This window comes from Bradyrhizobium sp. SEMIA, assembly GCF_014844175.1.
Taxonomy (GTDB): Bacteria; Pseudomonadota; Alphaproteobacteria; order Rhizobiales; family Xanthobacteraceae; genus Bradyrhizobium; species Bradyrhizobium arachidis.
Genome location: NZ_CP046601.1, coordinates 5,455,608 through 5,470,020 on the forward strand (window position 1 = coordinate 5,455,608; position 14,413 = coordinate 5,470,020).

Here is a 14,413-nt window from a genome sequence, read left to right on the forward strand (position 1 = left end):
AACCGCGCTGAGAAACCAATTGAGACGCGGGTAGGAAACGCATTGTGCGTCGGGAGGCACGATGGACGATCCGATCCTCGAGATGCGCGGGGTCTCGAAATCCTTCTTCGGCATCAAGGCGCTGCGTGCCGTCGATCTCACCGTCTATGCCGGCGAAATCCATGCTTTGATGGGAGAGAACGGCGCCGGCAAGTCGACGCTGATGAAGATCCTGTCCGGCGCATACCGGCCTGATCCCGGCGGCGAAATCCGCATCGAAGGACGCACCGCTCGGATCGAAGGTCCGCTCGGCGGCCGTGCGGCGGGTATCTCCATCATCTATCAGGAACTGTCACTGGCTCCCAATCTCAGCGTTGCCGAGAATATCTATCTGGGGCGGGAGCTATCGCATGCAGGCTTGCTGGCCCGCGGCGAGATGCGTGAGGGCGTCGGGCCGATCCTGAAGCGGCTGGGCGCGGACTTCCTGCCATCGACACTGGTGGCGCACCTGTCGATGGGCCAGCGGCAATTGGTCGAGATCGCCCGGGCGCTGCACGCCAGATCAAAGATCCTGATCATGGATGAGCCAACCACCTCGTTGTCGGCCGCCGAAAGCGAGCGGCTGTTCGCGCTGATCCGCCAGCTACGCTCCGAAGGGCTCGCCATCATCTACATCTCGCATCGCATGGACGAGGTCTACGCGCTCGGCGACCGCGTCACCGTGCTGCGCGACGGCCGGCTGGTCGGCTCGCTCGACAAGCAGGACATCCGCGCCGACACCATCGTCCGGATGATGGTCGGGCGCGATGTCTCCTCATTCTACAAGAAGGAGCACGATGCCGAAGCGGGACGCGGACATCCGGTGCTCGCGGCGATCGACATGGCTGACGGACGCCGCGTCAAGGGCTGCTCGCTCACCGTGCATGCAGGCGAGGTGGTGGGGCTCGCCGGCCTGATCGGCGCCGGCCGCACCGAACTTGCGCATCTCATCATCGGCGCGGCGCCCAGGACTGCGGGCCGCCTCGAGCTCGAGGGACGCCCGGTCGACATCCGCACGCCGGGCGAGGCGCTCGAGGCGGGCGTCGCTTACCTGACGGAAGACAGGAAGGCGCTCGGCCTGTTTCTCGACATGTCGTGCCTTGACAATATCAATCTCGCCGTGCTCGGGCGCGATGCCAAGCTCGGCTGCGTCCTGGATCGCGACAAGGCGCGCGAGCGCGCCGAGCGGGCCTTCGCAGGGCTCAGCATCCGCGCCGCCAATGTCGGCGTCGCCGCAGGTGGCCTGTCCGGTGGCAACCAGCAGAAGGTGCTGCTATCGCGGCTTCTCGCCATTGCGCCGAAGGTCCTGATCCTCGATGAGCCGACGCGCGGCGTCGACGTCGGCGCCAAGTCGGAGATCTATTCGATCATCGACAATCTGGCCAAGGCCGGCACCGCGATCCTCGTCATCTCGTCCGATCTGCCCGAGATCATCGGCATCTGCGACCGCGTCGTCGTGATGCGTGCCGGGCACATCGCCGGCGAAGTCACGCGCGGCCCGCATTCGCCGCTGGCGCAGGAAGACATCATGGCGCTGGCCACGGGGATGGAGCATCTCGATGCCTGACAACGGTGCTTCGAAGGCCAGTGCCGCCCCGACGACGACCAACGGTGCCGCAGCAGAGACAAGGCGTCAGCGGGTGAGGATGCTGATCAGCGCGCTCGGCATGCTGCCGGTGCTGCTGGTTCTCTGCATCGGCTTTCACATGCTGTCCGAGGGCCGCTTCTTCACCGGACAGAATCTCGGCATCGTGCTGCAGCAGGCTGCGGTGAACACCGTGCTCGCCGCAGGCATGACCTTCGTGATCCTCACCGGCGGCATCGACCTGTCGGTCGGCTCGATCCTGGCGGCCTCCGCGATGGCGGGGTTGACGCTCTCCAAGCTGCCGGAGCTCGGCATGCTGTGGCTGCCGGCTGCGCTCGTCACCGGCCTTGGCTTCGGCCTTGTCAACGGCGCGCTGATTGCGCTCCTGCGCCTGCCGCCGTTCATCGTCACGCTCGGCTCGCTCACCGCCGTGCGCGGTCTGGCGCGACTACTCGGCGCCGACACCACCGTGTTCAATCCCTCCATTCCCTATGCGTTCATCGGCAACGGCTCGCTGACGCTGGTTCCCGGCGTCGCGTCGATCCCGTGGCTGTCGGTGATCGCCTTGCTCGTCATCCTCGTCTCCTGGCTGGTATTGCGCCGGACCGTGCTCGGCGTGCACATCTATGCGGTGGGCGGCAATGAAAGCGCGGCGCGGCTTGCCGGCATCAAGGTCTGGGCCGTGCTGATTTTCGTTTACGGCATCTCGGGACTGTTCGCGGGGCTCGGCGGCGCCATGCAGGCGGCGCGCCTCTATGCGGCCAACGGTCTGCAACTCGGCCAGTCCTACGAGCTCGACGCGATCACCGCTGTGATCCTTGGCGGCACCTCGTTCGTCGGCGGCATCGGCTCGATCTGGGGCACGCTGGTCGGCGCGCTGATCATCGCGGTGCTGTCGAACGGCCTGATCCTGATCGGTGTCTCCGACATCTGGCAATATGTGATCAAGGGCCTCGTCATCATCGGTGCCGTGGCGCTCGACCGCTACCGCCTGCAAGGGTCGGCCAGAACGTGATGCGATATTCCGTTGCGGCAACTGGTCTGCCGTGCCGGGGATGAAGACAGACCAGGGAGGAAGCCAATGTTGAAGACGATCATGCTCGCCGGCGCTGCCATGGCGCTCGCTCTAAGCACCGCGCCGTCCTTCGCCAAGGAGCTCAAGTCGATCGGCGTCTCGCTCGGTTCGATGGGCAACCCGTTCTTCGTCGCGCTGTCGAAGGGCGCCGAGTTCGAGGCGAAGAAGACCAATCCCAATGTGAGGATCACGACAGTCGGCTTCGAATACGATCTCGGCAAGCAGGTCACCCAGATCGACAATTTCATTGCCGCCGGCGTCGACCTGATCCTGCTCAACCCGGGCGATCCCAAGGCGATCGGCCCGGCGATCAAGAAGGCGCAGGCGGCGGGCATCGTCGTCGTCGCGGTCGACACCGCGGCCGAAGGCGCCGATGCCACCGTGACGACCAACAACGTGCAGGCTGGCGAGATTTCCTGCCAGTACATCGTCGACAAGCTGGGCGGCAAAGGCGACGTCGTCATCGAGAACGGGCCGCAGGTCTCCGCCGTGATTGACCGCGTCGTCGGCTGCAAGAACGTCCTGTCGAAGAATCCCGGCATCAAGGTGCTATCCAGCGACCAGGACGGCAAGGGCTCGCGCGAAGGCGGTCTCAACGTGGCGCAGGGCTATCTGACGCGCTTCCCCAAGATCGACGCCATCTTCGCCATCAACGATCCGCAGGCGATCGGCACCGATCTTGCGGCCCGGCAGCAGAACCGCAGCGGCATCATCATCACTGCGGTCGACGGCGCGCCCGACATCGAGGCCGCGCTGAAGGATCCGCAGTCGCCGCAGGTCCAGGCCTCGGCTTCGCAGGACCCGTTCTTCATGGCGCGGCGGGCCGTGCAGGTCGGCGTCGGCATTCTCAACGGCCAGAAGCCGGCCTCCACCGTCGAGCTCCTGCCGTCCAAGCTCGTGACCAGGGACAACGTCGCGGAGTACAAGGGCTGGACCTCGGATCGCTCGCAGTAAAGCGACGTTCCTCCCGGGAAGGCCGAGCAAGAGAAGACAGGCGGTGTTTTGATCGACACCGCCCGCGGGCTCACCGTTGTGTTAGCCTTGCACGATCTCGATCGGTCGGTTCGGAAGCAGATTCGGTGAAAGCCAGGACATCCGGCGCCGCGTGGCGGCATGCCAATATCGGGCGCTCGGGTAGGCGAGCGACGCTGCGTGACTGGCGAGCTGACCCGGATTCAATCTGCGAAGACGCCAACCGATGCCGCCGATGTCGACCATGCTTTCAGCGAAGCGCTGGCCTCGAACGGCCCCGCGCTGGTCGAGATCGCGGTCGACGACGCGACCGCGGACCTGTTCAGCCATCCGCGCTAGCGGATGCTTTTCTGCCGCTGGACCGCCGCGACGAGGCGACGGCAAATCGCAAGTAGAGCGCCAGCGCGAGCAGCGAAGTGGCGGCCATGACGGCTGCCATCGAGAGCGCCGTGCGCCCGTCGAAGAGCAGCGCGACCATGCCGCTGGCGATCGCGCCGGATGTCAGTTGAACGCAGCCGGCCGCAGCACTGACCGCGCCGGCGATATCGGGCAACGGCTGCATCGTCGCATTCATGAGGTTCGGCATGCTGAGCCCGAAGGCCAGCGCCACCGCGATCAGCAGCGCGGCGACGAAGGCAGGCGGGCTCCAGCCGGCGAGCGTCGTCACGAGCATCGTGCTCGCGGCAGCAGACAGCAGCACGAGACCGACCGTCAGCACGTTCGCCGGCGCGACGCCACGTCGGCCGAGCTGACTGTCGAGGAACGCGCCGCACATCACCGCTGCCGAGCAGGCACTGAAGATCATGCCGTACTGCCTCGGCTGCAAGCCGACCACGCCGATGAAGTAAAGCGAAGAGCCCGTGACATAGGCAAATACGGTGGAGCCGGCGGCCGCGCCGACCAGAATGAAGACGATCGAAACCGGATGCGTGACGATCCGCAGATAGTCATTGACGACCGCCGACGCCGCGAGGCGGCGGTCGGCACCGGTCCTGGCGCTCTTCCTGGCGCTTTCGCCCAGTCCCCACAGCACGGCGAATATCAGCACGACGCCAGCCGCAGCCTGACATGCATAGATCAGACGCCATCCGCCGACCGCGAGCAGCGCGGCACCCGCGCTCGGTGCGATCACGGTGACCACATTGATGGCGATCATGACGCTGGCGATCTTCGCGCGTCCGGACGCTTCGTCGAACAGATCGCGGATGATCGCGAAGGTCGTGGCCGTGCTCGCCGCGCCCACCCCCTGAACCGCGCGGCAGATCAGCAGCATCGGCAGCGACTGCGCCGCCGCGGAGGCGAGGCTTGCGAGCACGAACAGCGCGAGGCCGAACAGGACGACGGGCTTGCGTCCGACCCGGTCGGAGATTGGTCCGTAGAGGAGCGGTGCGATCGCAAGGCTCAGCATGAAGGCACTCATCGTCAGGCCGACATGCGACGGGCTCGCGCCCAGCGCTGCACCGGTCGCGGCGAGCGCTGGAAGGTTGATATCGATGCCGGAATAGGGCACGGCCGCGAGGAAGCCGAGCAGAACCGTAAAGGCGGCGGAGGCGGGCTGGATCTTCATGGCCGTTCGCATGCGATGGAGTGTGGGAAGGAGGGGAGGGGACGATCCCCTCCTTCCCGCAGGCGGAGGTCGGGAGGTCAGGTGACGTCAGCGCGCGTCAGCTCACCTGGCGATGCGCGGACCTCCGGCCTGTCTCGATCGCGCCGGCCTGCCGCGTCTCGTCGTCGTCATCGGCGGCGATGCGCTTGATGATCCGCAGCACGGCCGACCGGGTGCCGATGCTGGTGAACTCGTCGGCCATGCGCGAGGCACGCATGCGATAGGCGGGACGATCGAGCACCGTGCGTACCGCCTCGCGCAGCGCTTCGGACGTCGGCTCGTTGGTGGCGAGGTTGATGCCGACGCCGGACCACGCCACCCGCGCATTGACGTCGGCCTTGTCCTCCGTCATGCCCGCCGTGACCAGCGGAATGCCGAAGCTCATGGCCTGGTTGACGCTGCCATAGCCGCCGTTGGTGACGAGCACGTCGACGCGCGGCAGCAGCCATTCGAACGGCAGATAGCTGGCGATCCGTGCATTGGACGGGATGGGGCCGGGGATGGCGTCAACCGGGCGGCCGCCAGCGGTCACGACCATCAGCACGTCGGGCTCGTTCGCCAGCGCTTTCAACGTCGGGACGATCAGCAGGCCGAAATTATGATTGGCCACCGTGCCCTGGGTCACCAGCACCACCTTGCGCGAACCGTCGAGCTCGTCCGCCCATGGCGGCAAGGGGACCTGGTCGCGGATGATCGGCGGCGTGCCGACGAAATGGACCGTGGAGGGAAACCTGCGCGGAAACTCGAAGCTCGGCACTGACAACTGCATATAGGCATCGGCGAGCTCGATGACGGAATGGAAGAGCGGCCGCGTCACCGGCCGGACGCCGAAGGGCTTCAACACCCTGTTCAGGCTGCGCAGCACGGGCAAATCGACATTGGCGTCGTACTCGTCGCCAATGACGGCGTATTGCCGGCGCTGCTCCTCGGTCGTCGCAGGCGGCAAGCCGAGAAAATTTGGCGCGCCGTCGTCGCGCGCCCAGTGCAGGAACGACGTCCCGCACAGCACGATCGGCGGCCGCGCCTCCCGCGAGCCGAGCAGCATCGGCAGCACGCCGAAGAACATGTCGTCGCCGACGATGATGTCGGCCTGGAAGTGCTCCAGCGACTCGTAGAGACCCTGGTTCTGCGCCGGGATGGCGTCGACGAAGATGCGTTCGCAGGCGAGGCGCAGCCATTCCGGCCCCGGCGCGATGGTCTTCAACTCCGGGACTACCGAGAGAATGTCGCGCAAATCGAAGTCGGCGCCCTTGGGAAGGCCAAAGAATCTCGCGCCGCTGGCCTCGACGCGGGCGCGAAACACCGTCCCTGTCAGGAACGCGATCTCGTGGCCGTCGGCGATGAGGATGTTGGCGATCGCCAGCATCGGATTGAGATGGCCGGTCGCAGGCGTCGAAGCGAAGAGAACTTTCATGTGGTCGATCCTCTGATTGTCGAACGGCAGTCTGGTGCCGCTCGATGAGCAGAGGAGAGATGTCGGGATCGCCGTTACCGGAAAACTTCGTGGCGGACGGGAAATGGTTACGGCAGCAACGGAGCGTGGCTTTGTAGCGATGCGGGCGGCTCGGAGAGCCGTGCCATGTTACAAATGTAACCGTCACCGGCTGCTCTGAAACGAAGCTGTAATTCGGCGTGCGATCTGGAAAATTCGCATCGCGTCGTGGAGGCGACGCGTTCGCTAAAGTAGTAAAGGGCTGGGATCACAAGTCTTCACGTCTAGGAGATTCCGCGGAATGCGACGGAAAAATGACCTAGTTCGCGGTAAGGTTTGCGAACGTTATTGTTCGTCGCTGGTACATATCTAGATACGCCGTCGGCAAATGATCGTTCGTTTCGAACGGTAGAAATAGCCGCCGGCAGATCGCGTGCCTTATTTTCCGCTTTAGCCGGAGCAGTCCATTGCCTGTCCAGACCCTGACATTGCGCGGCAAGCGGGATTGGCCTGAGACAGGCTCCTGGGGCAAGTTTGAGAGATCGAATATGTTGGCAGACGTCGGCCATATCATCGTCGTCGATGACGACCCTACCCTACGGCAGATGGTGATCAAATATCTGGAAGAGCACAACGTCCCGAGCAGGGCCGCATCCACCCGGGCCGAGCTGCATCGACATCTGGAAGGAGCGCAGCCCAGCCTCATCATTCTCGATCTGCGGCTGGGGCAGGACGACGGCCTCGACATGCTCAGGGAAATCCGTGCGCAGTCCGACGTGCCGGTCATTATCACGACCGGCCACCGTCCAGACGAAATCGACCGTATCGTCGGTCTCGAGCTCGGCGCCGACGACTACATCATCAAGCCATTCAGCCTGAGGGAGCTGCTGGCACGGGTCCGCGCCGTGTTGCGCCGTCAGGAGATGGGACGGGTCGCGCGCGCCCGCGATCCGGAACGCGGCGGCTATCGCTTCAACGGCTGGAAGCTCGAACGCCGTGGCCGCAGGCTGCTGGACGCAAACAATGAGCAGGTTCCCCTGAGCAAGGGCGAATACGCGCTGCTGCTGGCCTTTCTCGAAGCGCCGCAGCGCCCGCTGACCCGCGAGCATCTGCTCCAGGCGACCCGCATCCACGAGGACATCTTTGATCGGAGCATCGATGTTCAGGTGCTGCGGCTGCGGCGCAAGCTCGAGACCGATCCGAGCGCGCCGCGCATCATCCAGACCGAGCGCGGTGTTGGTTACGTCTTCACGCTTCCGGTAGAACCGTTCTAATCGCGGCGCGAACGGCGGCGCCAGGCTGCGTCTGTAACTCTTTTCCCCGTGACGGTGACGGTGACGTAACAGGGCAGCTTCAAGGTTACTCCTGCAAACATCGCGCAGGAGAATCTTCCCATGCCGGACCAGCAGCTCTCTTCAAACGTGAACCGGATCGTTCAATCGCCCCATCGGCAGATCGGCGGCATTGCGCAGCTTGATCTGTCGGATGATCGGGGCAGCAAGCACGTTCGCGCCAAGGTGCCAGATATGTCGAACTACAGGGCGCCGTCGGCTGCGGCGCCCTTCGTGGAGATGGATCGTCAGGCGACCACCTGGCTGTCGACGGCGATAGCGTTCTGCATGGAAGGCTTTGCCGTCTACGGCGCGGCGCTGCATCCGAGCGCGGCTTTCTCGGTCGATGAGGAGTCGGTTTCTGCAAATGCGCACCAGGCTCAGCGCGCTGGCAATCGCCATCCCGCTGTGGCGCACGAGCTGCTCGTCTCTCAACATTTGAATAGTTCTAACTTCATTGCGCCTTTGCCTGCTGCGTGGAGCGAGCAATGCCCGCGCGAGCACGGAGACTGGCTGGCCCGGTTCGGCGAGCAGGTCGTGGCCTTGTGGACGTACTGGCGCAGGGAACACGAGATCAGACGGGCCGTCAGGGCGCTGGCGGAATACGACGACCGGACCTTGCGGGATATCGGTATCCAGGGCCGGGCGGACATCGAGCGAATGGTGAGGTACTGCCGTGATTGCTGATGCGATTTTCTGCGCGATCGCGGGATTGGACTACTACCACGTGGTCGTCCTGGCCCTCATCGCGCGCGGCCTTGAGGCCGGACGGATACCGTTCGGCTGGACGAGACAGTTCGTCGATGCGGCGGCGAGAGACGACTGCATCGATCAAGAAGACTTGAAGGTTGCAGGCGGATTCGGCGGGAACCATGGATTGCTGAAATGTATGACAACACCTACCTGACGGGCAGTGTTCGGATTTGCCCAGAATCGATTGTTGCGTAAATTGATCCGGCGGCGAGCTCTCGTCGCGATTTGTGTGCTGGTCCTCAGCGGCCTTCAGCCTTCTCCGGCGCCGCCGCAGGTGGCGCCATCGGTAGCGCCCGCCGGGCGCGGCATGGACGAGCCGATTACGCCGATGCCGCCGGCTCCGACGCTCGATCCGCGCAAGGTCAGGCTCGGTGAGCGCTTGTTCAGCGACAAGCGCCTGTCGCGCGACAATTCGAGAAGCTGCCTGTCGTGCCACAACATCAACACCAACGGCGCCAGTACGAAGCCGCACGATGTCGATCTGAGCGGTGCGAAGCTGCCGCTCAACACGTTGACCGTCTTCAACGCGACGCACAATTTTCGTTTCAGCTGGGAAGGAAAATATCGCAACGTCGGCGCAGACGTCGCGGCCTCGCTCGTCAATCCGCGGATCATGGGCAGCGATCTCGACACGATCGCGCAGAAGCTCGACCTGGATCCCGCGATGCGCGCCGGCTTCTTTGCCGCCTATGGTATCGGTCCGGACGGCGACAACATCGTTGATGCCATTGTGAATTTTGAAAAGACGCTGGTGACGCCCGGCAGCAGGTTCGATCGCTGGCTCGAAGGCGATAGCTCCGCGTTGAGCTCCGAGGAATTGGAAGGATACCGCGAGTTCAAATCCTTGGGCTGCGTCTCGTGCCATCAGGGCGTCAATATCGGCGGAAATCTGTTTCAGCGTCACGGCATATTTCATCCGTTGGCCTCGCCGGATCCAGCCATCCTGCGCGTGCCGAGCCTGCGCAATGTCGCGACGACCCCGCCTTACTTTCACGACGGCAGCGCACCGACGCTCGACGACGCGGTTCGCAGGATGGGACAGGCCCAATTGAACGCAACCCTGACTGATCCTCAAGTGAAGGCGATCGTCGCCTTTCTCCACACTCTGACCGGACAATATCGCGGTGCGCAGGTCGGAGGCGACCCATGAAGATCGCCCCCGCAATGGTCGGCGTGGCGTTCCTGCTCGCGCTGTTGACCTGGCTTCTGCTCAACGGCCTCAACCTGAATTCGGACCGCTATGATCGGCAAACGCAGGCGCTTTCCGACTTCACCCGGTTCGAGCGCGGTATCAGCCGCGAAGTGCTGACGTCACGGGCCGGCCTGTCACGCAGTTACGACGGCCTTGTCGCGATGGTGGACGCCTACGACGCCGCGCTGGTACGGCTTCGCGAGGCTGCCGGCACGGACAAGGAGCAGCTCGCCGCGATCGACGTGCTGTCTGCACGCGCTACGCGGCAAGAGGAATTGATCGAGCAGTTCAAGAGCAAGAACGCGCTGCTTCGCAACTCCTTCACTTATTTCAGCCTGTTCAGCGCCCGCCTGTCGTCGTCGGACGACCGGCCGCTGGTGGCGGACGTCTCGGCGCTGTCCGCTGCGATGCTGCAGCTGACGCTCGATACGTCTGACGTGACCGCGGCCGAGTTGCAGTCCCGGCTCGACCATCTCGCGCGCTTGCAGATTGCGTCCGAGGACAACGAGTTGCTGCACGCGGCCGTCGCGCACGGCCAGCTTCTGCACGACGTGCTTCCGGACGTCGATGCCATCCTGAAGGCGTTGGTCGCCGAGGCCAGCAACCGCGAACAGGATGCCGTTCATGCGCTGATCGTCAAGCGCCAGATGTCCGCCCGGGCGGCGGCGCGCAAGAACCGCTTGCTGCAATATGTCACGTCGCTGCTGCTGCTGGGCGCGCTCGTATATTTCGGCCTGCTGTTGCGGGCCCGGGCCAAGGCCCTGCGCCGTCGTGCCGCCTTCGAGCACGTGATCGCCAATATCTCGATGCGCTTCATCGAGTCGCATCGTGATGCGCTGCGCAGCCATGTGGAGAGCGCGCTCGAGGAGCTTGCAGGCTTCATCGGTGCGGACAGGGCTTATTTCGCATGGTCGGCGGCCACGACGGACAACATCTACCGGTGGGCCCGCGAAGGTGTTCGCTTCGATGCGACCTGGCCGAGCCGGGCCCTCGACCTTGCCAAGCGGTTCGATGATCGCGAGGAAGCAATCGTCTACATTCCCAAGGTCCGGCCATCGCATCCCGACGATCTGGCGAACCTGCTTGGCGAAGCCGGAATTCGCGGCTGGCTGTGCATCAAGACCCAATCGGGGCATGAACACGTGGCCATTCTTGGCTTCGATGCGGTGCAGGCGCCGGCGCTGAGCAAATGGGCCGAATTTGCGCTCTTCCGCACCGCGTTCGACGCGATCCGCAACGCCGTGGGCCGCGTGATTCTCGAGCAGGAGAAGGAGAGGCTGCAGGCGAGCCTGCAACAGGCGCGGAGGATGGAGACGATCGGCACCTTCGCCAGCGGTATCGCCCACAACTTCAACAATATCGTCGGGGCGATCCTCGGCTATGTCGAGATCGCCGACACCGGCATCAAGTCGGGAAGCCGCTCCGCGGCGAGCCTCGCCGAGATTCGGCGCGCCGGCGAACGGGCGCGCGAGCTCGTTGGCCAGATCCTGAGCTTCGGCCGCCGCAGCCAGGGACGACAGGAGCGCATCTGCATCAGCACGCTGGTGGCGGAGACCGAGGCGCTGCTCGCCGCATCGTTGCCTGCGCATGTGAAGCTCGTAGTCAGCCAGCGTGCCGAAGGCATCACCGTCTCGGGTGAGCCCGCGCAATTGCAGCAGGTCATCCTCAATCTCTGCAACAACGCCGCACAGGCGATGGAAGAACCCGGCGTCATTGATCTGCAGATCGCCGAACGCGACATCATGCATCCCTTGTCGATCGGGCGAACCGAATTGCGGCGTGGCCGCTTCGCCGTGATCTCGGTCTCCGATCCGGGGCCGGGGATGGACGAGGCGACGCTGGAGCAGGTGTTCGAGCCATTCTTCACGACGCGCTCGGAAGGTAACGGTCTCGGGCTTGCGACGGTCCGGGAGATCGTCGAGCAGCACGGCGGCGCCGTGGTCGTGCAGAGCACGCTTGGCGCCGGAACGCGCTTCGACATCTGGCTGCCGTGCGGATCCCCGGATGAGCCGATCTCGCTGCAGCACGCGCCGTCGCTCGCGCTTCGTGGCGCCGGGGAAACCGTTCTGGTGCTCGAAGCGGACCGCAAGCGGCTGCTGCGCAATGAGGAAATTCTCGCCGCGCTCGGCTACGAGCCGGTTGGATTCTCGCGGCTGGACGACGCCGAGGCGGCCTGCCGCGCCGCGCGTACGCGTTTCGACGTGGCGCTGGTGTGCCACGTGCCGGGAGGCTCTTCGCTCGATCTTGCCTATCTGCTCCATGATGCGGCGCCGTCCCTGCCGATCATTCTCGCAAGCCCCTCGGTGCATCATTTCGCGGCGCCCTTGCTGGCGACCGCGGGCGTGACCGAGCTCGTCCATCATCCGCTGATGTCGGCCGAGCTCGCCGCGGCATTGTCGCGATGCCTCGCGGCATCGGCCGCCGGCAAGCGAGCCAAGCGGATTGCCTCCGCAGGCGAGTTGCACCGGTAACGCGATATCGCAGGCGGGAAGCCGTCATGTAGCTCGTTCGTCCTATCCCTGGCGTCAGGTTGCCCGTTTCCCGGGGCGCCCCAATCCGACCGCGATAGGAGAATGATGATGTCCAACCGATGTGGTCTGACCGTCGTTGCCGCCTTGCTTCTGTTCGGCTCCTCGCTCGAAGGCGCAGATGCCGAAGGCACGTCAGGCACTGTTATCCGCAGGATCGCTTCCGTCGACGATGTCGCATCGGCCGAGCGATTGCGGGTGCCGATAGGCCACCGGCAGCCGCGCCTGCGTGACATTCCGCCGAGCGCGGGACCGTCGGCGGCCGAGGCCGAGCTGCGACGCCTCGACACGGAGGTCGACAGGAAGCTGATCATCTGCCGTGGCTGCTGAAGGCATCAGGCTGCGCCGCCGCCGGCAACGGGCTGGCGGCGGTTCAGCAGGCGGTCGAAGGACTGGTTCGCGCAGGCGCGACGGCCGATGGAAATTTGCTGGCGAGGGCGCGGGTCTTGGGTTGAACGCGCGATCCGTCGATCACCTCGAGCCGGCCGCAGCGGTTCAGCGTGTGCAGTTTCCTGCCGGGCCAGGCCGGGCCCGGCTTGAGAGCGTGGCGGACAACCTGCTTGTAGGATGTCGGCGACAGTTCGACGATCTCCGCGAGGGCCAGCGCTGCGCCATATCCATGGGCGCAGTCCTGCACCGGCCGCCACAACTTGCCATCGATGGTGACGAAATTGCCCGCCGGTCGCGTGCTTGCGCGATCGATCAGGACCGGGTTGCTGGCATGGGGCCGCCAGGGTCCGTGCAGGTGGTCGGCGTAATAGATCGCCAGCGAGTCCGAATAGCCGCCGCTTCCGTCGCGCCAGGCGCCGAACAGATAATTCAGGCCGTTGTGCCGCGTGATCGTCGCGTCCGCGAGCTCGAGGCCCGACAGCAGCGTCGCGTGTCGCTCCCATTTGTCCGGAAACCGGACGCATTTGTAGAGCGCGACGTCGCCGTGAAGCGAGCTCTCCGGGATCATCCACAGCTCGCCATCGTCCTCGATCAGGAACGGATAGGAGAGGTGCCAGGGCTCCTCCAGCACCGGCACGACCTCGCCGATCGGTCCGCTGTCGCCGAACTCGATCGCCGAGATGATGCCTTTTCCGACGCGGTGATCGAGGTCCTCGAAGAAGACGAAGGTTCGTCCGCGCCAGGTGATCGGGAAGGGATCGGCGTAGAAATGGTTTCCGGGATCGCCGAGCACGTTCCAGCGCGGCCCGGAGAGATCTCCAGTCTGCCAGACGCCAGCGCCGTCATTGAAGCGCCATCCGACATGCCAATGCGGCGCATAGCAGCACAGGCGATAGATCTCCTTGGCGATCGATACCGCAAGGCCGCGCAACACATAGGCCACCGGCTGCCGGCCGTTGCCATCAGGGGCGGGACGCGCCAGCTGCGGCACGATGCGCGGCCGTCCCGACAGGATCGCCGCCACCATGGTCAGCGTTCGCGCCATGACCGTTTCGAGCCCGCCGCTCAGGCCGGCCGCGATCTCCGCGGACGGATGGCCGCGATCGAGCACGGCGCCGTCGACCTCGTTGACAATCTCGATGACAGGCAGATCGCCGGCGAGGATGGCGGCGAGTGCGGCGTTCTCGCCGGCGGTGCCATTGAACAGGGGGCGGAGATACAGCCTTGCCGTACAGCTCGGATCCCGCGCCGCGCCCGTGAAATCGACGATCACGTCGGCCGTGCCGGTGCCGGCCTGCGTTCGTTCCGGAGTGATCTTCAACCTGCTGGCGCCGCCGAGCTTGCCCTTGTGCAGCACCATGCGCTCGAGCTCAAACAGCGCATCAAGGCCTGCGGGCCGCGACTGTGCCGTTGCGGTCCATGCGATCCGGACCGGAACGCTGCGGCCGTCGATCGACAGCGTCTCGCGATCCATCCACTGCCGCGCATGGTCACGTTCACAGCGAAACTCGATGATCATGTCGAGCCCATC

Annotated in this window: 13 protein-coding genes; 10 read left to right on the forward strand and 3 right to left on the reverse strand. The window is 64.9% G+C overall.

Annotated elements, in window-relative coordinates:
* Nucleotides 1-61 precede the first annotated feature (61 nt).
* From FOM02_RS26560 to FOM02_RS26575, 4 genes are all read left to right on the forward strand, one after another.
* Entirely contained in the window at nt 62-1,585 is a 1,524-nt protein-coding gene (locus FOM02_RS26560) for a sugar ABC transporter ATP-binding protein (protein ID WP_027559008.1), read from the forward strand.
* Nucleotides 1,578-2,618, forward strand: a complete 1,041-nt coding sequence (locus FOM02_RS26565) for an ABC transporter permease subunit (protein WP_027559009.1) — start codon at nt 1,578-1,580, stop codon at nt 2,616-2,618. The genes FOM02_RS26560 and FOM02_RS26565 overlap by 8 nt, the downstream gene beginning before the upstream one ends.
* 66 nt (nt 2,619-2,684) lie before the next feature.
* A complete protein-coding gene (locus tag FOM02_RS26570; protein WP_027559010.1) occupies nt 2,685-3,632 on the forward strand; it encodes an ABC transporter substrate-binding protein in 948 nt (315 codons plus the stop codon).
* A gap of 198 nt (nt 3,633-3,830) precedes the next feature.
* The gene (locus tag FOM02_RS26575; protein WP_156950870.1) at nt 3,831-3,989 is read left to right on the forward strand and encodes a hypothetical protein; all 159 of its coding nucleotides are present in this window, start codon (nt 3,831-3,833) and stop codon (nt 3,987-3,989) included.
* Here the strand turns inward: FOM02_RS26575 and FOM02_RS26580 are convergent.
* Both FOM02_RS26580 and FOM02_RS26585 read right to left on the reverse strand, forming a co-directional pair.
* A complete protein-coding gene (locus tag FOM02_RS26580) occupies nt 3,973-5,217 on the reverse strand; it encodes an MFS transporter (protein WP_051377981.1) in 1,245 nt (414 codons plus the stop codon). The two genes, FOM02_RS26575 and FOM02_RS26580, sit on opposite strands and share 17 nt — an antisense overlap.
* Nucleotides 5,218-5,314: 97 nt before the next feature.
* Nucleotides 5,315-6,670, reverse strand: a complete 1,356-nt coding sequence (locus tag FOM02_RS26585) for a glycosyltransferase (RefSeq protein WP_027559011.1) — start codon at nt 6,668-6,670, stop codon at nt 5,315-5,317.
* Between the two features lie 566 nt (nt 6,671-7,236).
* Between FOM02_RS26585 and FOM02_RS26590 the strand changes: the two genes are divergently transcribed.
* The 6 genes from FOM02_RS26590 to FOM02_RS26615 all read left to right on the forward strand — a co-directional run bounded on the left by FOM02_RS26590 (nt 7,237) and on the right by FOM02_RS26615 (nt 12,822).
* Nucleotides 7,237-7,962 carry a response regulator gene (locus FOM02_RS26590; RefSeq protein ID WP_027559012.1) on the forward strand — a complete coding sequence of 242 codons (726 nt, stop codon included), beginning with the start codon at nt 7,237-7,239 and terminating at the stop codon, nt 7,960-7,962.
* Nucleotides 7,963-8,082: 120 nt separating this feature from the next.
* Nucleotides 8,083-8,706 carry a DUF1127 domain-containing protein gene (locus FOM02_RS26595; RefSeq protein ID WP_027559013.1) on the forward strand — a complete coding sequence of 208 codons (624 nt, stop codon included), beginning with the start codon at nt 8,083-8,085 and terminating at the stop codon, nt 8,704-8,706.
* The gene (locus FOM02_RS26600) at nt 8,696-8,926 is read left to right on the forward strand and encodes a hypothetical protein (protein ID WP_027559014.1); all 231 of its coding nucleotides are present in this window, start codon (nt 8,696-8,698) and stop codon (nt 8,924-8,926) included. Before FOM02_RS26595 ends, FOM02_RS26600 begins: the two co-directional genes overlap by 11 nt.
* A gap of 153 nt (nt 8,927-9,079) precedes the next feature.
* Nucleotides 9,080-9,922, forward strand: coding sequence for a cytochrome-c peroxidase (locus tag FOM02_RS26605; RefSeq protein ID WP_231164318.1), 843 nt, complete (start codon nt 9,080-9,082; stop codon nt 9,920-9,922).
* A complete protein-coding gene (locus tag FOM02_RS26610; RefSeq protein WP_027559016.1) occupies nt 9,919-12,435 on the forward strand; it encodes a two-component system VirA-like sensor kinase in 2,517 nt (838 codons plus the stop codon). The genes FOM02_RS26605 and FOM02_RS26610 overlap by 4 nt, the downstream gene beginning before the upstream one ends.
* A gap of 108 nt (nt 12,436-12,543) precedes the next feature.
* A complete protein-coding gene (locus FOM02_RS26615; protein WP_141262976.1) occupies nt 12,544-12,822 on the forward strand; it encodes a hypothetical protein in 279 nt (92 codons plus the stop codon).
* A gap of 43 nt (nt 12,823-12,865) precedes the next feature.
* Here the strand turns inward: FOM02_RS26615 and FOM02_RS26620 are convergent, their stop codons facing one another.
* Nucleotides 12,866-14,401, reverse strand: coding sequence for a hypothetical protein (locus tag FOM02_RS26620; RefSeq protein WP_027559017.1), 1,536 nt, complete (start codon nt 14,399-14,401; stop codon nt 12,866-12,868).
* Between the last annotated feature and the right edge of the window lie 12 nt (nt 14,402-14,413).